Origin of the sequence: Saccharopolyspora spinosa NRRL 18395 (assembly GCF_000194155.1) — a bacterium.
Lineage (GTDB): Bacteria > Actinomycetota > Actinomycetes > Mycobacteriales > Pseudonocardiaceae > Saccharopolyspora > Saccharopolyspora spinosa.
In genome coordinates this window covers 1,815,388-1,835,115 of sequence record NZ_GL877878.1, presented here as the reverse complement: position 1 = coordinate 1,835,115, position 19,728 = coordinate 1,815,388, and the positions used below count along the sequence as shown (strand labels likewise).

The following is a 19,728-nucleotide window of genomic DNA, read 5'->3' as shown; positions in this document are numbered from 1 at the left end:
GCCCGCGCCGAATCCCTCATATGAGCAGCAAACCGTTGGGACGGGCAGTCGCAATCCTCATCAGCGTGTTGGCGGTGTGCGCTGCCTTGGGCGCGGGGCATCTGGTCGCCGCCGTGGTGGAACCGAATGCCTCGCCCTACCTCGCGGTCGGCAACACCGCGATCGACCTGACCCCCGAACCGATCAAGGCGTTTGCGATCCGCACCTTCGGCGAAGCCGACAAGATGGTGCTGTTGCTAGGAATGTCGGTGGTCATCGCCGGGCTTGCGGTGTTCGGCGGGCTGGTCTCCCAGCGTTCCGCGTGGCCCGGGCTCGTGCTGTTCGCGGTGTTCGGCGGACTCGGGATCGCCGCGACGATCGCGCGGCCGGACCTCGGCGCCTCGGCGATCGCCGCACCTGCGGTTTCGGCCGCGGCCGGGACCGCAGTATTCGCCCGGCTGCACGTGGTCGCTCGGCGGTCCGGCGAAGGAACGGCGGACGGGCGGCGTCGCTTCCTCATTGCTGGTGGCGCGGTCGCTGCGGGTTCAGCTCTGGCCGGAATCGGTGGCATGCTGGCCGGTGCCCGCGACGGCGTCGAGGCGTCGCGCAGCGCGGTCACGATCAAACCGCCGCCGCCAATTCCTGCGGGTGCGGATTTCGCCAAGCTGGGCACGCCGTCGTTCCGCACGCCCAACCGCGACTTCTATCGCGTCGACACCGCGTTGCGGGTGCCGCGGCTGCGGTCCGAGGACTGGCGGCTGCGCGTGCACGGCATGGTCGGCCGGGAGCTGACGTTGACCTTCGACGATCTGCTGCGGCGTCGGAGGGTGGCCAGGACGATCACCATGACCTGCGTGTCCAACGAGGTCGGCGGACCGTACGTGTCGACGGCGCACTTCGTCGGCGTCCCCATCCGGGACGTGCTGCTGGAAGCGGGTGTCCAGGCCGGGGCCGAGCAGGTCTTCAGCACCAGCGTGGACGGCTACACCGCGGGCACACCGGTGGACGTGCTGCTCGCCCCGGAGCGGTACGCGCTGCTGGCGTACGGGATGAACGGGGAACCGCTGCCCGCCGAGCATGGGTTCCCGGTGCGGATGGTCACCCCCGGTCTGTACGGCTACGTCTCAGCGACCAAGTGGCTTACCGACCTCGAACTGACCACTTTCGGCCGCGAAACCTACTGGGAGCGACGGGGTTGGGCCGAGCGGGCCCCGATAAAGACGCAGTCCCGCATCGATCGGCCGCGCGGCTTCGCCAGGATCCCGGCGGGACGGACGACGGTCGCGGGGACGGCGTGGGCGCAGACGATCGGCATCGACCGGGTAGAGGTGCGGGTGGACGGCGGTGCGTGGCAGCCGGCCCGACTGTCAACAGAGGTCAATCTCGACACCTGGCGGATGTGGTATGCCGACCTCGACCTCGCCCCTGGTGGACATCGCATTGAATGCCGTGCCACCGATCGGAACGGCTACACCCAGACTCCAGAGCGGGTGCCGACCGTGCCAGACGGCGCGACCGGCTGGCATTCGGTGTTCTGCACCGCCCGATGACTTTTCGAGGATCCGGACCAATCCCGTTGTGGCGCAACTCCGAATCATCGATGACACGGTAATCACGCCGAGGAGGAACGATTCCCATGAGGACCAGTCGACGAATCACTGCCCTGCTGGGCGGGTTCGCCACCTCCGCATTCGTGCTCGCGGGCTGCGGCACTGGCATGGAAAGCGCCCAGCAACAGCCGCAGCAGCAGCCGGCGCCGCCGCCCCCGGCGCAGAGCGGGCAGCAGCCGGCGATGGGCGACGGCATGACCACCGCCGAAGACGTCTTCGGTCCGGGATGCGCCCAGGTTCCCACCGACCCGAGCAACCAGGGGTCCGTGCAGGGCATGATCGACGATCCGGTCGGCACGGCCGCCAGCAACAACCCACTGCTGACCAAGCTGACCGCGGCGGTCAAGGCCGCCGGTCTGGTGGACACTCTCAACGACCCGAACACGCAGTACACCGTGTTCGCACCCGCTGACCCAGCGTTCGACGCCATCCCGCCGGACCAGCTCAACGCGATGCTCAGCGACCCCGCGCAGAAGGAGAAGCTCAGCAGCGTCCTGACCTACCATGTCGTGCCGAAGCGGATGGACGCCCAAAGCCTTTCGCAGGCCAAGACCGTCGACACCGTGCAGGGCGGCAAGGTCACCATCGAAGGCTCCGGCCAGCAGCTGAAGGTCAACGGAGCCAACGTGCTCTGCGGCAACGTCCCAACCGCCAACGCGACAGTCTTCGTCGTCGACCAGGTCCTCATGCCCCAGCAGTGACCTCTGGCTCGCCCTGAACCGAGTTCGCGAACAGCGACGGTTTGATCCGAGATGTCCGGATGGCGCGCGAGCCGCGCGGCATCCGGACACCGCTGGTATCGGTGCTTGGTCACGCTCGAGTCCAGGAAGGTGATCAAGCTCGTCCAGAATCTCATGCACCTGGCGGAACCGAGCCCGAACGGATTGACAGAGGCGCTCAGGACGCTACTCGCCACTGATCATGCCCCGCCGTGCCAATTGGCGTTGGCGAGTTCAATCCGCTTTCGGCGCCGAGGCTGGCCTGGATTGCTCCGGTATGGGTGCTATTGGTCATAGGCTGACCGCTGGAAGGGTAGCTGCGTGCCCTTGGCAGTTCGACAGGCATGAGACGGCTCATCGAAGCAACCGATCAGTCGGAACCCACCATTGTGGATGGTCGCGCACTGTTCCTTGCCTTGAGCCGCCGAACGAGCGCTACAGAAGCGGGCCCGCACCTGGGTGCGGGCCCCACACGCATGCCGGCGCCCCGAAACCAGCCCGACCGGAACCCCGTATAGCGAAAAAACCGGATATTGTTATCAGTCGGTAGACAGCACGGGGCGATAGCAGCCATCGGCGCGAACACCGGTCGCGCGTTGAGTAGGTATCCCGCCTTCGACTTTGGTAAGCAGCGAGTAGAACACGTGTGCACGGTCAGCCGGTCCTCGTTGGGTGCGGCCCCGCCGGACGCGTAGCGCCTTGATGCGCGCGCCTGTGCCCGCCTCTATGAGGTTAGTGACCTTGGTGTCATCGGCCGTCGGGGTGCCGTTCAGAAGGTCCTGCCTTACGGGGCCGCAGAAGGTGGCGGCCTCCCCGCCGCCCCCGGCCCTTGCAGGCCGGGGCTTCGGTTGAGTTTGAACGCGGCTGGGATGCCGGGTTCCCGTCCTCGGCATCCCAGCCCTTCCAGGTGAGGAGGAAAAACAATGTTCAAGTACCGAAGCACGGTGCCCTGCCGCGATCGATCAAGCAGGGATAGCGAGATCGAACTCGCTCACACGGAGCACGCCGTCGTCGTGAGGATTGCTGATGTCGAGCGTTTGCTCGACTGGTCGCAGGCTGAGCAGTTGCACCGAGCTCTTGGCGGCCAGATCGCCGGACTCCAGTCCGCTCGGCGGAAGGCGGTGCAGGCATGACTGATCTTTACGTCGGCCTTGCGCTCTCGGTCCCGATCGCGGCTGGTTTGGGCTTGGGGCTGGAATGGTTGGTAACCAGTCTTTGCCGTACGGAGCAGGAGCCGCAGTCCGCGAGGGGGCACGGGGGAAAGGATGAGCCGCCCTGGCGTGCGATCGAAAAGACCGGTCAATTACGTCTGGGCGGTGAGCAAGTACGAATCGCGGCTCCATATTGTCGGCGTGTCCGACGCTGACGTTGGGTGAAGACTCCGCTGAAAGGCGTTGCGCACAACGGCTCCGCGGCATTATCGGCGCGTGGTTTGGTTGGCCGACGAAGAGATCGCCAAAGGCATTTCCGAGATCCGCAGGTGTCATCCCGAGGGCAGGTCAGCTTCCAGGATCGCTACGCCTTCATAGTGGCGGAGGCATTCGGCCCGACCGACAATCACGGGTCGGAGTAGTCACAGGCCAGGTAATGGAAAGGGGTCAGGCCGCCACTCCACGGCCGTCGGCCGCTTTGCAGTCCGCAGAAATTCCTCCAGTGCGCTCTCGACAAGGTTGCGGGGCACCCATGCGTCGGCGGGAGGCACAATGTTCTCGTCTTCCCAACCCTCGACCGCGAGACCGCTGCCTCGGCTGTAGTGCCGCGGTGTTTCCGCGTCCCAGTACGACAAAGCAGCCCGCCCGTCCGTGCCGAACGCCACCACAAGCTCGTGGTCGAAGCCCTGCTCGTTCCATCTGGGGCGAGCTTGGTGCGTGATGATCGCGGACCCGGTGTCCTCGGCGGCGAGCTGGTCGACGAGCGCGGGCAACTGGTCGACGTGCTCTACGACGACATGCCGTTCGTGTCCGCCTTCAGAAAAGACGCGGACCGAGACGTCAAGCTTCATTGCGCTGCTCTCCCTGGTATGTGTAGGTCTCGCCGACGCTGGTGATCACGGTCAGCTCGGCTCCTGGTGGCAGGAACCGAGGTAGCTGCCGACGGCACCGTAACCACTCCTGGTCGGCCAGATCGCATGGCGGCCGGTCGATCACAATCGTCTCGCGTTGACCGGCCCGCATTTGCACCGCCATCTTGACCGAGAGCGCCCATGCTGCGCGGCAGTTGGCGGTGGTGTAAGTGGCGAGCATGTCGCCGCCACCTTGCCGCCGGAGCCGGACTTGCTGCCTGTCGTCGGGGCCGGGTCCGAGGTAGACGAGCTCGGTGCCGTCCGGGTCGAGCATCTGCAGACTTAGCGGTCGAGGAAGTCCGTACCGACCGGGAGTTGGGGTTTCGACGTCCTCGCCGCAGCCGTTCTACGGTGGCCGAAGTGGACCGTGTGGACCGTGTGGACTGTCAGCAATTCTTGCATGCGGCCGCGCTTGAGATGATCTTTGAACGGCTCGCATCATGTGGCCACCGTTGAGACGATCGCTGCGGCTATCGCCAGCAGCAGGGCCGTCATTACGAGTGTGGTTGCTGCTCGCAGGATCCTGAACTTCTTCGCTCCGAGGCGGGCTATTACGAGCAGCTGTTCGCGACGCCAGCGCAGCGGATCGTTCGCCGCGCTATTGAGGTACTGCGCCAGTTCGGCGTCCGTCATCGATTCGACGGCTATGAAGCCACTTCCGCGCAGCCGGGGTCGCACGTTCCACAGGAGCAGCAGCAGGGCGACCGCCAGCAGTGTTAGCGCGGACCAGAACAGGAGGATCGCCGGCAACGACGCCCCGGCTCGAGGCAGCACCGCAACGCCAATGGTGAGGATGGGGCTGAAGACCGCAAGCAGGATGCCCGTCTTGGTCTCCGTTCTTCCCAGTGCTGCGTCTCCTCGGCTCAGCTCGTCCTTGAGCAAGTCTTGGAGCGTCTCCGGATCGGACTCTTCGCTGTCAGTAGCGATCTCGTCGCTTCTGGTTTCCGTCATGGGCGCATCATGCTCCAGAACACGCTTTTTCGGGGCGGATGAACGAGAACTCCCGGCAGCCAAGACGGCTACGCGTCGAGGCCCCGGTACCTGGCGTCAGCTGGTGCGATGCGGACTCGGCCTTCGCGGAGCTGCCATTCGTTCACGCCGTCGACCTCGTGGCTCGCGAGCAACAGCCCTCGGACCCGGTCGCCGTCCTCGTCGGAGGCCGGGATTGGGCGATCTCGGCGAGTTGGTCGAGCGGCCAGTTCACCGCGCTCTCGCTCCTCCCGGAAGTTCGGCTCTACGATCGGTGCGTGGCAGCCGCTTCCATGAGCCCGCAGGAGGACCAGAATCGGCGGCTCCTGCGTGCCAAGGACGCGATGGACCGGGATTTCGCCCGTCATCTCGACGTGGCCGCGCTCGCTCGGATCGCCCTGATGTCCCCCACCCACTTCACGCGCTCGTTCCGGTCGACGTTCGGCGAGACACCGCACCGCTACCTGCAGCGGCGCCGGATCGAACGCGGCATGGCGCTGTTGCGCTCGCCTTCGGTCACCGTGACCGAGGTGGCCCGGCAGGTCGGCTTCGAGAGCTTGGGGACGTTCAGCCGCACGTTCCGCGCGATCGTCGGCGTCCCGCCCACCGAGTACCGGGCCAGCGCGCGGCCGCTCGGCGTTCCGGTCTGCTTCGTCAAGGCGTGGACCAGACCGAGTCGTTTCGGATAAGCCACAACGCCCCGGCTGCTCGTAGCGTTCTCGACATGTTCAACCGCATCAGCATCCACTCCGTCATGGTCCTCGATCAGCAGGAAGGAGGTGGCCTCCGACGTCGACATGGGATTCATGCGCTGGCTCACGATCGCGCTGCCGTCGGATCCGGAACGGCACCTGCTGCTGGAGGTGCCGGGACCGCCGTCGTTGAGCGAAGCGGTCGCCGCGCAGGTCCGCGACCTGGTGACCAAGGGCGCGATGGGCGTCGCGGCGATCCTCACCACCGACGACTGTCAGAAGACCTACGAGACCCTCAGCGCGAAGGGCGTCGAGTTCACCGAGGTGCCCACGCGGCAGCCCTACGGCATCGACTGCGCCCTGCGCGACCCGTTCGGCAACCACATCAGGATCACCCAGCTCGCGGCGCAGCCCACCGAGATCACCGACGCCGACATCGCCCGCTGGAGGCCCGAGGCCGAATAGCCGGGGTGTGCGGGACGCGTCCAGCCCCGCCTTGCCCAGATCAGGAATGGAAGAGCCCCGTCGGCGGAATTCGTCGGCGGGGCTCTTCGCGTGGTGCGGCTCGGTCAGGCGATGCGGGCGCTCGTGTTCACCAGTTCGTGTTCGCTTTATTTGACTCATTCCAGAAACGTTGGTAGTCATGGGGCCATGCCGTCCGTCGATGCCGCCGCCCTCCTGAGGGGGGCGTCGCTGCGGGTGACCCGTCCGCGGGTTGCCGTGCTCACGATGGTCTCGGAAAATCCCCATGCGGACACCGACACCATCGCGACGACCGTCCACCGCGAGCTGGGTTCGGTGTCGACGCAGGCGGTCTACGACGTCCTGCGCGCGCTCACCGAGGCGGGTTTGGTCCGCCGCATCGAACCGGCTGGTTCCCCCGCCCGGTTCGAGACGCGCGTGGGCGACAACCACCACCATCTGGTGTGCCGCGACTGCGGTGCCATCGCCGACGTCAACTGTGCGGTGGGAGAGGCGCCATGCCTCCACGCCGAGGACCCGCACGGATTCGTGCTCGACGAGGCGGAGGTGACCTTCTGGGGCATCTGCCCGGACTGCCTCTCCCGCGCCGAGTGAGCACGCACGAAAACATTCCACCGAGGAGCGAGTTTTGCCTGAGAACAACCAGAAACCGTTGACCACGGTGGCCGGTGCGCCGGTCCCTGACAACCAGAACTCCCTGACCGCTGGCGCTCGCGGGCCGATGCTGCTGCAGGACGTGTGGTTCCTGGAGAAGCTGGCGCACTTCGACCGCGAGGTCATCCCGGAGCGCCGGATGCACGCGAAGGGTTCGGGCGCGTTCGGCACCTTCACGGTCACCAACGACATCACCCAGTACACGAGTGCGAAGATCTTCTCCGAGGTCGGCAAGAAGACCGAGCTGTTCGTCCGGTTCTCGACCGTCGCCGGTGAGCGAGGCGCGGCCGACGCCGAGCGCGACATCCGCGGCTTCGCGATGAAGTTCTACACCGAAGACGGCAACTGGGACATCGTTGGCAACAACACCCCGGTGTTCTTCTTCCGCGACCCGCTGAAGTTCCCGGACCTCAACCACGCGGTGAAGCGCGACCCGCGCACCAACCTGCGCAACCCCGAGAACAACTGGGACTTCTGGACCAACCTGCCCGAGGCGCTGCACCAGGTCACGATCGTGATGTCCGTCCGCGGCATCCCGGCGTCCTACCGCCACATGCACGGCTTCGGCTCGCACACCTACAGCTTCATCAACGCCGAGGGCGAGCGGTTCTGGGTCAAGTTCCACCACCGCACCCAGCAGGGCATCAAGAACCTGACCGACGCCGAGGCCGAGGCCCTGGTCGGCAAGGATCGCGAGTCCCACCAGCGCGACCTCTTCGAGGCGATCGAGAACGGCGACTTCCCGAAGTGGAAGCTGTACGTGCAGGTCATGCCGGAGGCCGACGCGGAGACCTACCGGTTCCACCCGTTCGACCTCACCAAGGTGTGGTCGAAGAAGGACTACCCGCTGATCGAGGTCGGCGAGTGGGAGCTGAACCGCAACCCCGACAACTACTTCGCCGACGTGGAGCAGGCCGCCTTCACCCCGGCCAATGTGGTGCCAGGCATCAGCTTCTCGCCGGACAAGATGCTGCAGGGCCGGCTGTTCTCCTACGGTGACGCCCAGCGGTACCGCCTCGGTGTGAACCACCACCAGATCCCGGTCAACAAGCCGAAGAACCCGGTGAACTCCTACCACCGCGACGGTGCCATGCGCGTCGACGCCAACCAGGGGGCCACCCCGGGCATCGAGCCGAACTCGTACGGCCGCTGGCAGGAGCAGCCCGCCTACCGCGACCCGGCCCAGGCGGTGGGTGCTGTCGCCGACCGGTTCAACTTCCGCGAGGACGACGACAACTACTTCGAGCAGCCCGGGATCCTGTTCCGGAACATGTCGCCGGAGCAGCAAAAGGTCCTCTTCGAGAACACCGCGCGCGCCATCGACGGCGCCTCCCAGGCGACCATCGAGCGGCACATCGCCAACTGCACCAAGGCCGACCCCGCCTACGGCGAGGGCGTCCGCAAGGCGGTCGAGGCGCTGGCCGCGAGCAAGGGCTGAGACCCGCTAGGGCCCGGACTTCTCCGTTCGCAGGTGCGGCGGCCACGGGAATGCCCGTGGCCGCCGCGCTGTCCCCGCAAGACAATTCGCCAGATTCGATAGATTCGATCAGGAAGAACTGCTGATGAGCCACGGTGGACTGACTCCGGAGCAGACCGAGCGCGTCGTGGCGATTGCCATGAACCTGGCCCGGGCAGGCGAAACCGCGCAGTTGGCGGAGTTCGTCGACCACGGACTCCCGGTCGACGTGGCCGACCAGGGCGGGAACACCCTGCTCATGCTCGCGGCCTACCACGGGTACGCCCAGACGGTGCGCGCGCTGCTCGACCGTGGCGCGAATCCCGACCTGCGCAACGAGCGCGACCAGGCGCCCATCGCCGGTGCGCTGTTCAAGGGCGCGGACGAGGTCGTGGCAGTGCTCCGCGAGGCGGGAGCCGACCTCGACGCGGGCACGCCCACCGCGCGGGCCGCCGCCACCATGTTCGGCCGAGAGCACCTGCTGGCCGATTGAGGTATTCGTCCGGCGCGGCGGCCTCTGGTGCTTGCGTTCGCTGAGCATCTTTTGGCTGACGAGTCGGGATCTTCGCTTCCGGAGAAGCCGCATGGCTCGATAGTCCATATTGGACAATCACGGGCGCTCGCCGCTACGCGGTCACCGCATAGAGGTGGCTGTCGGCGCCGCCCACGTACACCACGCCGTCGGCGACCACCGGAGACGACCAGATGTAGCCGCCGATGAGAAAGCTCCACCGCGGCGTGCCGTCGAGGTTCACCGCATGCAGGTTGCCGTCGCCCTCGCCGCTGCCGACGTACAACACGTCGTAGGCCACCACCGGTGATGATCGCACCTCGCCGTTGGTGGGATATCTCCAGAGGCCCGCGCCGCTTTCCGCGTTCACTGCGTACAGGTTGTGGTCGTCGCTGCCGACGTACACCACCCCGTCGGCCACGGCGGGGCTCGAACCCGCGTTGGCGTAGATGGGGAAAGCCCACCGCTGTTTTCCGGTGGCTGCATCCAACGCGTGCAGATTCTGCCCACCACCGGCGTACACGACCCCGTTCGCCACCGTCGGATACGTGAAGACACCCTGGGTGGCGACGCTCCATCGCGGCTCTCCGCTGGCCGCATCGGCCGCATGCAGGGTCTTGTCATCGCTGCCGAAGTAAACGACGCCATCGGCCACCGCCGGAGACCAGACGCGGTTGCCGGTGGGAATGCTCCATCGTCGGGCTCCGGTGCTCGCGTCCAGCGCGTGCAGATTCCGGTCGCCGCTGCCGACGTACACCACTCCGTTGGCCACCGCCGGAGACGACCACCCCAGGTCGCCGCCGGTGCGGAAGTGCCATCGCGGCTCTCCGCTGTTCGCATCCGCCGCGTAAAGGGTCTTGTCGTCGCTGCCGAAGTGCACGACACCGTCGACAACCACCGGGGACGACCGCACGCGACCGCCGGTGGGGAATCTCCACAGCCGCTCTCCGCTGGCCGCGTCCACCGCGTACAAGCTCTGGTCATCGCTTCCGAAATAGGCCACGCCGTCAGCCACCGCAGGGGTTGAACTAACAGGCCCGTCGATGCGGTGCTTCCACAGCAGTTGGCCGGGGCGGCGGCCGACCAGCTGCCAACCGGCGAAGCCGAGTCCTGCGGCAGCGCCGGCGCCAGCGATGCCGAGCAGGAGGTTCCGGCGGCGCAGCCGCGCAGGAGCTGCGATTGCGCCTTTCTGCGTCGAACCCTGGTGCAGCTGGTTCGCAGGTGGGTTCGCGCCGCTCGCATCAGCACCGGGGTCTGAACGGAGTCCGTCAGAACCGGAGGATTCCGGCACGGAATTTGTTCGGTGGGAGGAATCATCGACCAGCAATCGGTTCCAGCGCCCGTATTCGGGGGCACGCAGGTCGGCCCAGCTGGTCAGCACTTCGACCACCTTCATCAATTGGTCCAGGTCGCGTGGCACGTGCCGACCGTTGAACCAGTCGCTGAGCGTCTGCTCCGATACACCGCTTTCCTTGGCGAGGGCCGCCCTCGACGAACGCAGGCCGGTTCGGGCTCTGGATTCTTTGGCCTGCCGTTCCAATTCCACGAGCGCTCGGACCAGGGCAGCGGATCTTCCCGGCTTCGATCTCGACTTCATCCTCCGCCTTCCCCGCGGTCAGAGGCGGCCCGCACGAGCCCGAGTATCTCCGCTCGCGCTCGCCGCCGGGAAGCCGCTGTTTGGGTCTTCCGCAGCTGACCGGCCGAGTCGGACCCCTTCGGAGAGTGCGACTGACCTGGCTTTTTCTCTCTCCGGACTCCGACTCCCTCCGAAATCCCTTGGCGCGCCCCGCATCCCGCCGGCCAATGGGTGGTGGCTCCGGCAAGAGGCCGAGCCAGAACCGGAAATGGAGCTGGCATGATACGTGTTCCGACCCGCCTGCCCGGCGGTACGAGGGTCCACCTGAAACTCCGCATCGACCGGCGCCGACCCGCGCGCGATGTTGAGCAGAATCGGGGTAGTCGCGCCGAAACGTTCCGCGCATTGGCCCGTTCGGCCTTGGCCGGGGCTGCACGTGCCGGTGCGATCGTGGCGGAATCCGCAGTAACCGCCTTTATCGTGGCGCTGTTCCAGAACCTGTAGTGCTGTGGCGTGAAAGCGGACCGCGCCGGTATTCCAGCCAGTTGGCTCTGCAGCTGGCGGGATGCGAGCCCGTGACCGCTCGGCTGCCGGTCGAGGGGCACGGGCTCGGTGCCATCTCTCTCCCGCGTTCGCCGAAGCGGGCGGCCGTGATCTCCGATCCTGCTCTGATGCGTGAATCGGGCCTGGTCAGCGCACTGTACGGCGTTCGTGGCACTCGACTGCGCCAGACATGGTTGCATGTGTGCCAAAATGATGCCATCATGGTGCCATGAATCTCGGGGTATACGTCGACAACCTCCGGCGGGAGCTCTCCGTCGCCGCCGAGGTTGGTGGGGAGGATGCTCGCGCGCTCGCCGAGCGGTTGACGACGCCGTTGGAGTCCGCCATCCGGCTGACCCTGCTGGATGCGTTGTCGTCGGCCGTCGACGAGATCACCCGCGATCTCGCGCCGGGGTCGGTCGATCTGCGGTTGCGCGGCGGCGAGCCGGAATTCGTCGTGACTGCACCGCCGACGGACCAGGCGTTCGAGGCGGAGGGCGGCCAAAGTGCTCCGGCGGAGGTCCGGCTGGCTCTGGAGGCCGATGAGGGCGCCATGTCGCGGATCAACGTTCGGATGCCCGAGCGCCTCAAGGTCCGCGTCGAGGAGGCGGCCGCGCGAGAAGGGCTGTCCGTCAACGCGTGGCTCGTCCGGGCCGCCGCCGCGGCCGTGGAGCCGGCTGAGCGACCCGCCGGGCACAGCGCCGGCCGGCGCGGGCAGCGATACACCGGTTGGGCGCGCTAGCGGCGCGCAACCCGACCGCCACGCACCATACGTCCTGCCAGCCAGGACGCTCACGAAGCACGACTCTAGGGGACAACCATGCCAACTTTCGACACGCCAGAACCGATTTCAGCCAACGTCGACGTCGTCCTCGGCGACGTGCGGATCGTCGCCGGCGACCGGACCGACACGGTCGTCGAGGTGCGGCCGACCGACGCGTCCCGCGAGGCCGACGTGAAGGCCGCGGAACTGACCCGCGTCGAGTTCTCGAACGGGGAACTGGTGGTCAAGACCTCGAAGCGGTGGCGGCACTACGGGAACCGCGACGGGGGCTCGGTCGACGTGGTGATCGAGCTGCCTGCCGGGTCGAAGGTCGAGGGCACCTCGGCGCTGGGGGACTTCCGCAGCGAAGGACGGCTCGGGAAGTGCCGGTTCCGGGCCTCGATGGGCAGCATCCGGCTAGACACCACCGGTCCGCTGAACGTGAAGACCGGGACCGGGGCGGTCAACGTCGAGCGCGTGGACGGGCCGGCCGAGGCGACCACCGGGTCCGGCGAGCTGCGGATCGGGAAGGTCGACGGCACCGGGGTGCTCAAGAACTCCAACGGGGACACCGGGATCGGCGAGATCTCCGGTGACGTGCGGCTGAACTCCGCCAACGGCGGCATCTCCATCGGCCGGGCGCACGCCTCCGTCGATGCCAAGACCGCCAACGGCGATATCCGGATCCACGAGGTCGCACGCGGCACGGTCGTGCTCGCGACTGCGGTGGGGGAGCTGGAGATCGGAATCCGCGAAGGCACAGCCGCCTACCTCGACCTGAACTCAATGGGCGGTCGGGTGAGCAACTCGTTGGACGCCGCCGAGGCGCCGGGCAAATCGGAGGAGACCGTCGAGGTCAGTGCTCGCACCATGACCGGCGGCATCGTCGTTCGCCGCTCCTGGAACGTCGACGAATGATCGGCGCGGTTCGCCCCGGCGGCTCGATGCCGAGTCCGGGCCGCACGAGACCTTGCGGTAGCAGCCGAAACCGGCTGCTACCGCGGTCAGTTCCGGCCTCGCACCGGAGTTTCCGATGAACCGCTGATTCGCGCGAGTTCCTATTTCCTGCAATGCGATTTCCGGTCTGCGCTCTGCCGTGGCCGATGTTCACGGGTTCTGCCTGGGCGCTCCGCTGCTCGCCCGGCTGGAAGGCCGGATCGCGATGAACATCCTGCTGGACCGATTCCCCCAGCTCCGCACGGACCCGGAGAACCCGCCGGTCCCCATGCCGGGCACGGACCTGATCGGCCCCAACTCCGTGCCGCTGCTCACCTGAATGACGCTTTCGGTTGCTCCCGTTCGGAAAACGGCCTGGCGCGACGAGTCCGCGTGGCAGGATCGCGTTTCGAATGACTGGGAGGAAACGTGGCGACTTGGGAAGATCTCATCGCTTTTGTCCGGAACGAATACCGGCTCGTCATCGGCGAGGTGGAAGACGGCGAGCCCGAATACCAGATCATCGAGGACAGCGGGGACGAGGTCCGGATCCTCGTCGAATACGACGACGACCGCAGCCAGATCGTCATCGTCTGCCGCGAGCTGCTTGACGGCCGCGAGGACTGGGTTCAGGTCGTTTCGGTAATCGGCCGGGCCGACGGTGTTGACCTGTGGAAACTGCTGGAGGAGCTCGGGCAGACTTCCGTGGTGTGCGGGGCGGTGATCATCGGCGAGCACGTCGTGCTCCGGCATTCGCTGCCGTTGCTCAACCTCGACATCAACGAGTTCACCGATCCGCTGAACTTCGTCGCCGAAACAGCGGACCACTTGGAGGAACTCTTCTTCCGCAACGACGATCACTGACCAGTTTCGTGCTGTTTGCGCGCTTTGGGGTTTGATGGCGGAATGGGAATTCTCCAGAATACGGCCGACGATCTCAGTGCGCCGGCCGTCGCCGCCCATGACCACGGGCGGCGGCGGCTCACCGTTCGATTGGTGGCGATGCGCGGCAGCAAGGGCGACGCGATCGATCCCGGGTCGCAACGCATCCGGGCAATCGAGGGGCGGGGCTGGGAGGTCGACCACTTCTCGGTCGTGCCCAACGAGAAGGGCCGGGTCGACAACATGCTTGCACGCGCGCCATATCTGCGCAAGCTGCTATAGTCGGAGGCGAGATACGTCACGGGAGGTGTGCGGTGGGGATCGCCGACGACGCTGTCGAGATTCGGGCCCACGGCTGGCGCACGCTCGCCGCACTGCACGGCGCGCTCGAAACCACGCTGGAGAAGGCGCTGCAGGCCGAGCACGGGCTGTCGGTCGTCGAATACACCGTCCTCGACGCGCTGGGCAGGCAGGACGGCTGGCACATGCGGATGCAGCAGCTCGCCCGCGCCACGGCGCTCAGCGGCAGCGCGACGACCCGGCTGGTCAACCGCCTGGAAGACCGCCAGCTGCTGACCCGCGTCCTGTGCAAGGACGACCGCCGCGGCATCTACACCGAGCTGACCGAGTCCGGCCGCGCCCTGCTGGAGAAGGCCCGGCCAACCCACGACGAAGCACTGGAGAAAGCGCTGGCCGACGCGCAGCAGGTCCCGGAACTTGCGCCGCTGGTGGCGGCGTTGCACAACCTCCCGCATCGTCCCGGTGGCTGATCGATCGTGCAGGTGGCCCACGCGACGATCGCCACCCCGGGGCGGGCGAACGAGGATTACCTTGCGGCCGGACCGGATTGGGCGTTCGTCCTCGACGGCGCGACCGCGCCGTCCGGTGTGGACAGTGGTTGTGCGCACGACGTGCCCTGGTTGGTGCGGCGCCTCGGCGGTGAGCTGGCGCTGCGGCTCGCGGTGTCGGGCGGAACTGCTGCGGACGTCCTCGCCGACGCGATCCGGGCAACCTGCGCGGCGCACGCGGACACCTGCGACCTGCAGAACCCTTCGAGCCCCTCGGCGACCGCGGCGCTGCTGCGGCTGCGCGGCGACGACCTGGAGTACCTGGTGCTCGCCGACAGCCCGATCGTGCTCGACGTGGCGGGCGAGACCCGGCCGGTCGTCGACGACCGGCTCGAACACCTGCCCAGCTACACGGTCGGAGCGGTCCGCGACCAGCGGAACCGGCCGGGCGGCTTCTGGGTCGCCAGCACGAAGCCCGAAGCGGCGCACGAGGCGGTGCACGGCGTGGTCCCGGCGGCGGACGTCCGCCGGGCGGTGCTGCTGACCGACGGCGCGTCCCGCTACGTGGAGCGGTTTGGCCTGGGCGACTGGGCCGATCTGCTGGATCTCGTCGAACACGCGGGCCCCGCCGAACTACTGCGCCGCGTGCGAGCAGCGGAAGCCGCCGAAACCCCGGACGAACGCCGTCGCCACCGGGGAAAACCCCAGGACGACGCCACAGCGGTGTTCTTGCGGTTCTGACCCGATCCGTGGGCGGGTCTGCTCTGTTCGAGCGGAAATCCGCTTGAACGGTTCCGCCGTGCCCGACGCCCGGTACTGAATTGGGGGTGCAGCCCAGGCCCCTGCATGGAGGACCTCAGATGAATCGTGAGCAGCGTGGTGTCGTGAAAGCAGTGGCGGTGATCGCGGCGCTTCTCTGGATCGTGCTCGGGCTCCGGTTCGGCTGGCCGATGTGGCTGTGGTTCGCGCTGGTCGTGCTGACGCTCGCGGCTCCGTGGCTGGTGTTCTGGCGGTACAGGAGCTGGAAGGAACGGAAACTCGCGGCGGAGCCGCAACTCGTCGAAGCCGCCGAACCGCCGGAACGGCCGGCGCCCGTCGAGCAGCTGTTATCGCGCCTGCCGATTCGCAGCGCGCACCCGGACTACAAGTTCTTGTTATCCGGCAAGGTGTTCTGGTACCCGAGACCCGACGCGCCAGGACTGCCGCACGCCGACCCCGGTGCGCTTGCGGTCGACGTGGTCCTGGAGCAGGCGAAGTACCTCGTGGCGGAGATTCCGCCGGATGAAGGAGAACTCGCGCAGTACCGGCTGAACGCCGCGCTCGGCGCGGAGCGCACGGATCCTTCTGGGCACGTGTCGGCCTGGGCGGGCGACGTGCGGTTGGAACTCACCGAATCCGACGCGGACCGGCTGCGGCACCTGGCCGAAGGCAGCAAGCGGCAGGAACTCTGGCAGCGCAACCGCGACCACGAGCGGGAAAAGCGCGCCTACCTGGCCGATGACGTGCTGAAAGACCCCGGCAGCGCGCTGGTTTGGTGGCTGGCGCGGGAAGACGGCAACGTCGGCGAGGCGGTCCACCAGATCGGCAACCTGCGGAGGCTGACCGCCGCCGCGCACGACACGCGGGTGCCCGCTCCGGACATCGACGCTCCACAATGGATCAGCGCGGTCCCCACCGATCAGCCCACGATGCGCTCGATCCGCTTCGAGGAGTTCGAACTCCAGGGCAGCGGTTGGGGAGCTCCGCAACACGTGCTGGCCGCGATCGAAAGCCTGGCGACGGGGGAGGAACGCGCCGTGCTCGGCCGCCGGGTGGCGGAGGTCCTGGCCGCGCACGGTCACCGCGAGCTGGCGGAACTGGTGCGGGACACCTTCGACAACCGACAGCTCCCGGGCTCCGAAGCCTCCTGAGCGGCCTGGTCGGGGCTCGTGCGTGGCGTTGGGTCGCCATAGCAGCCCACAGCACGCACGACACCTGATTCGGCCGAACCATCCCCAGCCGTAGCGATCCTGGCCCGGCTTCAGCCGGAGCAGCGTTCGGCGAGGGACATCGCGTCGTGGGGGGCGTGGGCCTTCACGTCGTTGTCGAAGTACGCGTAGACGTCGCGGCCCTTCGACGTTGGAGCCGGGTCGGCGACCGTGTGCTTGGTCTTGGGGCACTCGCCCCCGTGCCAGGCGCGGATCAGCTTCGCCCAGCGGTCCAAGTCCTTCGCCGTGTAACCGCTGGCGTAGAGCTCCTCCGCGCCGTGGAAGCGGAGGTACACGAAATCGCTCGTCACATCTTCCAGGTGCGGCCATTCGCCAGCCGCATCCGCCACCACCAGGCCGACGTCGTGGCTGCGGAGCAGCTCGACGGCATCGGTGCAGGCGAAGCCGGGGTGGCGGACCTCCAGCGCGTGGCGCATCGGGCGATCCGCGTCGGTCTCGGTGAGCGAGCGGCCCGCGAGCCGGTCGTCGTGCCGAGCGGCCAGCGCAGCGGCCGCGGCGGTGCTGCGGGGCAGGAGGCGGAAGAACGCCGTCAGGCGTTCGACGTCGAAGCCCAGCGACGGCGGGAGCTGCCAGAGCAGCGGCCCGAGCTTCGAGCCGAGGGCGAGAACGCCGGAGGCGAAGAAGTTCGCCAGCGGCGTTTCGACGTCGTGGAGCCTCTTCATGTGGGTGATGTAGCGGCTGCCCTTCACCGCGAACAGGAAGTCGTCCGGCGTCTGCTCCGCCCAGCGGCGGTACGTGTCCGGGCGTTGCAGGGAGTAGAACGACGCGTTGACCTCGGCGGAGCCGAGCCGGCGCGACAGGTACTCCAGCTCTGCGCCGCGGCGCAGATCGCACGGGTAGAACGGACCGTGCCAGGGGCCGTACACCCAGCCGGACGTGCCGATCCGGATCTTGCGCGACGTGGAGCGAGCTCGCATGACGTCACCGACGGTACTCGCCCCGGCACCAGAAGCGAGTGGTCGCGAACCGCCTCAGCCCAGGGCCACCGGGAGGGTGCGCAGGCCGCGGTTGCGGAAGGAGTTCCGCCACTGGAGCTCCTCCTCGGACACGCTCAACGCGAGGTTCGGGAACCGGCTCAGCAGGGCGCCGAAGCCGATCTCTCCCTCCATCCGCGCCAGCGACGCACCGAGGCAGAAGTGCGGGCCGTGGCCGAACGCCAGGTGCGGGTTGTCCTCGCGGCCGAGGTCGAGGTGGTCCGGTTCCGCGTAGCGATCCGGGTCGTGGTGCGCAGACACCAGCGAGAGCAGCACCGTCTCCCCGGCCGGGATGGTCACGCCGCCGATTTCGACGTCGGCCACTGGGAACCGGCGGATCGCCAACTGCGGCGGTGGGTCGAACCGCAGCAGCTCGTCCACAGTGGTCGGTGAAATCCCCCGGCGTGCCTGGGCGAGCGTCGAGGGGCGGGTCAGCAGCGCCGCGAGCCCGTTGCCCAGCAAGTTCACGGTGTTCTCGTACCCGGCGAACAGCACCAGGAACGCCGCCGAGGTCAGCTCGTCCTCGCTGAGCCGGTCTTCCTCGTCGCGGAGCTCGATCAGCGTGCTGAGGAAGTCGGCGCTGGGGTTCGCGCGTTTCGCCGCGATCAGATCGAGCAGGTAGCGGTAGAGCGCGCGCAGCGCTTCGCGCGCTTGGTCGGGCGTTTCGGGCGCGAGCATGCCGTCCGTCCAGGACCGGAAGTCCGGCCGGTCGGCCGCATCCACGCCGAGCAGCTCGCAGATCACCGTGATCGGCAGCGGCGCGCAATAGGTCGGCAGCAGGTCCGCCTCGTCCTGCCCGGTCAGGGCGTCCAGGAGCTCGTCAGCGATCTGCTGGACCCGGGGCCGCAGCGGCTCGATCCGGCGCGGGGCGAACGCCTTGCCGATGACGCGGCGCAGCCTCGCGTGCTCCGGCGCATCCATGTTGAGCAGGTTCGCGTCCAGCGCGGGCGGCAGCGAGAAGCCAAGGTAGCCGCCGCCGGAGTTCTTCTTGTTCAGCGACAGCCGCGGATCGGCCAGCGCCGCACGCACGTCCGCGTAGCGGGTGACCAGCCAGACCGAGGTGCCGTCCGGGGCCGTGGCGCGGTGCACGGGGCCCTGCGCGCGGAGCCGGGCATAGGTGGCTCGGGGTTCGGTGACGAATGCGGAGTCGATCTCGATCACGGTGTCGAAGCTACGCGAGTTGTCAGAGCGTATGCGGTGGAACGTTCTGCGGTGGGGACCGCAGTTTCAATTGAAACTGCGGTCCCCACCGCGGGAGGGGAGTCTGCCAGCGAAACGGTGTTAAGTGTTCGGGGTGTTCACCTTCGCGGTTCCGGGCGTTGAGCTGGGCGAAGTTGTTCGGACAAGCTCGGCGCGCAGGCTTCCGGACGTGGTCAGAAGCCGGTACGTGGAGATAGCCGACACGCTCGCCGCCGAACTCGCGCAGCTCCCGGCGGGCAGCAGGATCGCCGGTGAGCACGAGATCGCCGCGCGGTTCGAGGTCGGCCGGGCGGCGGCCCGCGCCGCCATGCAAGAACTGGAACAGCGGCTGCTGGTGCGCCGGGTGCGCGGTGCCGGGACCTTCGTGAACCGGCGCATCGACTACGTGATCTCGCAGCGCCGGGCCCCGTCCTGGCATCAGACGGTGCGCGAGGCGGGAGCCGAACCGCGCTCTGTCGTGCGCGGCGTGCGGCGCGCTTCGCTGCCCGCGACCGAAGCCGAACGCTTGGAGCGGCCCGTCGGAAGCCCGGCGAGCCTGCTGATCCGGCAGTACTACGTCGACGACCTGCTGCACGGCTGGTCGAACGAATGGATCCCGGCCGACGTGCTGGACGACGTCGAGATCGCGGTGCACAGCGTCGAATCGGTCGACTCGATCCTGCATCAGATGAGCAAGGTCCAACCGGTCCGCTCCTGGTGCCGGGTCAGCAACACGCTCCCCGGTCCCGAGGTCGTCGCCGGCCTGGAAATCGAGTCAGATCGACCGGTGTGGCTCGTGGAAAGCGTCAGCCTGGACGCCGCCACCGGCACCCCAGTGCTGTGCATTCGCTCGTGGTCGCGCCCAGATTCCGCCCGGATCGTCGTCGAGATGGACGGGCCGTACCAACCGGAGGACGAGTGAACAACCCTGAGCCTGGTTCGCCGGGCGCGGGCCGAACGTCCT

General features: G+C 67.7%; 22 protein-coding genes. 16 read left to right on the top strand and 6 right to left on the bottom strand.

All coding sequences use genetic code 11. The features are described 5' to 3' along the window. Positions 1–20 precede the first annotated feature (20 nt). Positions 21–1,529 (top strand): molybdopterin-dependent oxidoreductase, encoded by a 1,509-nt coding sequence (locus tag SSPN_RS0109235; RefSeq protein ID WP_010693840.1) that lies wholly within the window; start codon positions 21–23, stop codon positions 1,527–1,529. An 86-nt stretch (positions 1,530–1,615) separates the two neighbouring features. After that, positions 1,616–2,290, top strand: coding sequence for a fasciclin domain-containing protein (locus SSPN_RS0109230; RefSeq protein WP_010693839.1), 675 nt, complete (start codon positions 1,616–1,618; stop codon positions 2,288–2,290). Between the two features lie 1,591 nt (positions 2,291–3,881). Here SSPN_RS0109230 and SSPN_RS0109220 read toward each other — a convergent pair. From SSPN_RS0109220 to SSPN_RS0109210, 3 genes are all read right to left on the bottom strand, one after another. After that, positions 3,882–4,310, bottom strand: a complete 429-nt coding sequence (locus tag SSPN_RS0109220) for an Imm1 family immunity protein (protein WP_010693836.1) — start codon at positions 4,308–4,310, stop codon at positions 3,882–3,884. Further along, on the bottom strand, positions 4,300–4,644 hold the full coding sequence (locus tag SSPN_RS0109215; protein ID WP_010693834.1) for a DddA-like double-stranded DNA deaminase toxin: 345 nt from the start codon (positions 4,642–4,644) through the stop codon (positions 4,300–4,302). The genes SSPN_RS0109220 and SSPN_RS0109215 overlap by 11 nt, the downstream gene beginning before the upstream one ends. Before the next feature lie 164 nt (positions 4,645–4,808). Further along, on the bottom strand, positions 4,809–5,384 hold the full coding sequence (locus SSPN_RS0109210; protein WP_237710499.1) for a Pycsar system effector family protein: 576 nt from the start codon (positions 5,382–5,384) through the stop codon (positions 4,809–4,811). Between the two features lie 248 nt (positions 5,385–5,632). Between SSPN_RS0109210 and SSPN_RS0109205 the strand changes: the two genes are divergently transcribed. The 5 genes from SSPN_RS0109205 to SSPN_RS0109185 all read left to right on the top strand — a co-directional run bounded on the left by SSPN_RS0109205 (position 5,633) and on the right by SSPN_RS0109185 (position 9,117). After that, positions 5,633–6,028 carry a helix-turn-helix domain-containing protein gene (locus SSPN_RS0109205; protein ID WP_029535134.1) on the top strand — a complete coding sequence of 132 codons (396 nt, stop codon included), beginning with the start codon at positions 5,633–5,635 and terminating at the stop codon, positions 6,026–6,028. A 90-nt stretch (positions 6,029–6,118) separates the two neighbouring features. After that, positions 6,119–6,496, top strand: a complete 378-nt coding sequence (locus tag SSPN_RS43185) for a VOC family protein (RefSeq protein WP_010693831.1) — start codon at positions 6,119–6,121, stop codon at positions 6,494–6,496. Positions 6,497–6,682: 186 nt separating this feature from the next. Further along, the gene (locus SSPN_RS0109195; protein WP_010693830.1) at positions 6,683–7,108 is read left to right on the top strand and encodes a Fur family transcriptional regulator; all 426 of its coding nucleotides are present in this window, start codon (positions 6,683–6,685) and stop codon (positions 7,106–7,108) included. A 34-nt stretch (positions 7,109–7,142) separates the two neighbouring features. Then, positions 7,143–8,606, top strand: coding sequence for a catalase (locus SSPN_RS0109190; protein WP_010693825.1), 1,464 nt, complete (start codon positions 7,143–7,145; stop codon positions 8,604–8,606). Positions 8,607–8,730: 124 nt separating this feature from the next. After that, positions 8,731–9,117, top strand: a complete 387-nt coding sequence (locus tag SSPN_RS0109185) for an ankyrin repeat domain-containing protein (protein ID WP_010693823.1) — start codon at positions 8,731–8,733, stop codon at positions 9,115–9,117. A gap of 133 nt (positions 9,118–9,250) precedes the next feature. Here SSPN_RS0109185 and SSPN_RS48745 read toward each other — a convergent pair whose 3' ends face one another. Next, positions 9,251–10,681: an outer membrane protein assembly factor BamB family protein gene (locus tag SSPN_RS48745; RefSeq protein ID WP_049887584.1), complete on the bottom strand. Its 1,431-nt coding sequence runs from the start codon at positions 10,679–10,681 to the stop codon at positions 9,251–9,253. Between the two features lie 802 nt (positions 10,682–11,483). Here SSPN_RS48745 and SSPN_RS0109175 point away from each other — a divergent pair. The 8 genes from SSPN_RS0109175 to SSPN_RS43170 all read left to right on the top strand — a co-directional run bounded on the left by SSPN_RS0109175 (position 11,484) and on the right by SSPN_RS43170 (position 16,533). Next, positions 11,484–11,996: a toxin-antitoxin system HicB family antitoxin gene (locus SSPN_RS0109175; protein WP_010693820.1), complete on the top strand. Its 513-nt coding sequence runs from the start codon at positions 11,484–11,486 to the stop codon at positions 11,994–11,996. Positions 11,997–12,074: 78 nt separating this feature from the next. Next, entirely contained in the window at positions 12,075–12,935 is an 861-nt protein-coding gene (locus SSPN_RS0109170) for a DUF4097 family beta strand repeat-containing protein (RefSeq protein ID WP_010693818.1), read from the top strand. 178 nt (positions 12,936–13,113) lie between these two features. Next, complete coding sequence (locus tag SSPN_RS0109165) at positions 13,114–13,293, top strand: cytochrome P450-like enzyme (RefSeq protein WP_010693816.1); 180 nt, start codon at positions 13,114–13,116, stop codon at positions 13,291–13,293. Between the two features lie 89 nt (positions 13,294–13,382). Continuing rightward, positions 13,383–13,817 carry a hypothetical protein gene (locus SSPN_RS57610; protein ID WP_010693814.1) on the top strand — a complete coding sequence of 145 codons (435 nt, stop codon included), beginning with the start codon at positions 13,383–13,385 and terminating at the stop codon, positions 13,815–13,817. Between the two features lie 42 nt (positions 13,818–13,859). Further along, positions 13,860–14,117: a hypothetical protein gene (locus SSPN_RS43175; protein ID WP_010693812.1), complete on the top strand. Its 258-nt coding sequence runs from the start codon at positions 13,860–13,862 to the stop codon at positions 14,115–14,117. Positions 14,118–14,149: 32 nt separating this feature from the next. Then, complete coding sequence (locus SSPN_RS0109150; RefSeq protein WP_010693810.1) at positions 14,150–14,605, top strand: MarR family winged helix-turn-helix transcriptional regulator; 456 nt, start codon at positions 14,150–14,152, stop codon at positions 14,603–14,605. A gap of 12 nt (positions 14,606–14,617) precedes the next feature. Then, on the top strand, positions 14,618–15,364 hold the full coding sequence (locus SSPN_RS0109145; RefSeq protein WP_237710498.1) for a protein phosphatase 2C domain-containing protein: 747 nt from the start codon (positions 14,618–14,620) through the stop codon (positions 15,362–15,364). Between the two features lie 119 nt (positions 15,365–15,483). Then, positions 15,484–16,533, top strand: coding sequence for a hypothetical protein (locus SSPN_RS43170; protein WP_010693804.1), 1,050 nt, complete (start codon positions 15,484–15,486; stop codon positions 16,531–16,533). Between the two features lie 110 nt (positions 16,534–16,643). Here the strand turns inward: SSPN_RS43170 and SSPN_RS0109135 are convergent, their stop codons facing one another. Then, entirely contained in the window at positions 16,644–17,528 is an 885-nt protein-coding gene (locus SSPN_RS0109135) for a DUF72 domain-containing protein (RefSeq protein WP_010693802.1), read from the bottom strand. 54 nt (positions 17,529–17,582) lie between these two features. Beyond that, positions 17,583–18,746, bottom strand: coding sequence for a cytochrome P450 family protein (locus tag SSPN_RS0109130; protein ID WP_010693785.1), 1,164 nt, complete (start codon positions 18,744–18,746; stop codon positions 17,583–17,585). Between the two features lie 124 nt (positions 18,747–18,870). On the opposite strand from SSPN_RS0109130, the gene SSPN_RS0109125 reads away from it, so the two are divergent. Next, on the top strand, positions 18,871–19,686 hold the full coding sequence (locus tag SSPN_RS0109125; protein ID WP_010693783.1) for a GntR family transcriptional regulator: 816 nt from the start codon (positions 18,871–18,873) through the stop codon (positions 19,684–19,686). The last annotated feature ends 42 nt before the right edge of the window (positions 19,687–19,728 follow it).

Coding starts and splice junctions, on each gene's coding strand:
- SSPN_RS0109205 (WP_029535134.1), top strand. CDS start 5,633: ATGAGCCCGCAGGAGGACCAGAATCGGCGGCTCCTGCGTGCCAAGGAC.
- SSPN_RS0109195 (WP_010693830.1), top strand. CDS start 6,683: ATGCCGTCCGTCGATGCCGCCGCCCTCCTGAGGGGGGCGTCGCTGCGG.
- SSPN_RS0109220 (WP_010693836.1), bottom strand. CDS start 4,310: ATGAAGCTTGACGTCTCGGTCCGCGTCTTTTCTGAAGGCGGACACGAA.
- SSPN_RS0109175 (WP_010693820.1), top strand. CDS start 11,484: ATGAATCTCGGGGTATACGTCGACAACCTCCGGCGGGAGCTCTCCGTC.
- SSPN_RS43170 (WP_010693804.1), top strand. CDS start 15,484: ATGAATCGTGAGCAGCGTGGTGTCGTGAAAGCAGTGGCGGTGATCGCG.
- SSPN_RS0109235 (WP_010693840.1), top strand. CDS start 21: ATGAGCAGCAAACCGTTGGGACGGGCAGTCGCAATCCTCATCAGCGTG.
- SSPN_RS0109135 (WP_010693802.1), bottom strand. CDS start 17,528: ATGCGAGCTCGCTCCACGTCGCGCAAGATCCGGATCGGCACGTCCGGC.
- SSPN_RS0109215 (WP_010693834.1), bottom strand. CDS start 4,644: ATGCTCGACCCGGACGGCACCGAGCTCGTCTACCTCGGACCCGGCCCC.
- SSPN_RS0109170 (WP_010693818.1), top strand. CDS start 12,075: ATGCCAACTTTCGACACGCCAGAACCGATTTCAGCCAACGTCGACGTC.
- SSPN_RS0109185 (WP_010693823.1), top strand. CDS start 8,731: ATGAGCCACGGTGGACTGACTCCGGAGCAGACCGAGCGCGTCGTGGCG.
- SSPN_RS43175 (WP_010693812.1), top strand. CDS start 13,860: ATGGGAATTCTCCAGAATACGGCCGACGATCTCAGTGCGCCGGCCGTC.
- SSPN_RS0109230 (WP_010693839.1), top strand. CDS start 1,616: ATGAGGACCAGTCGACGAATCACTGCCCTGCTGGGCGGGTTCGCCACC.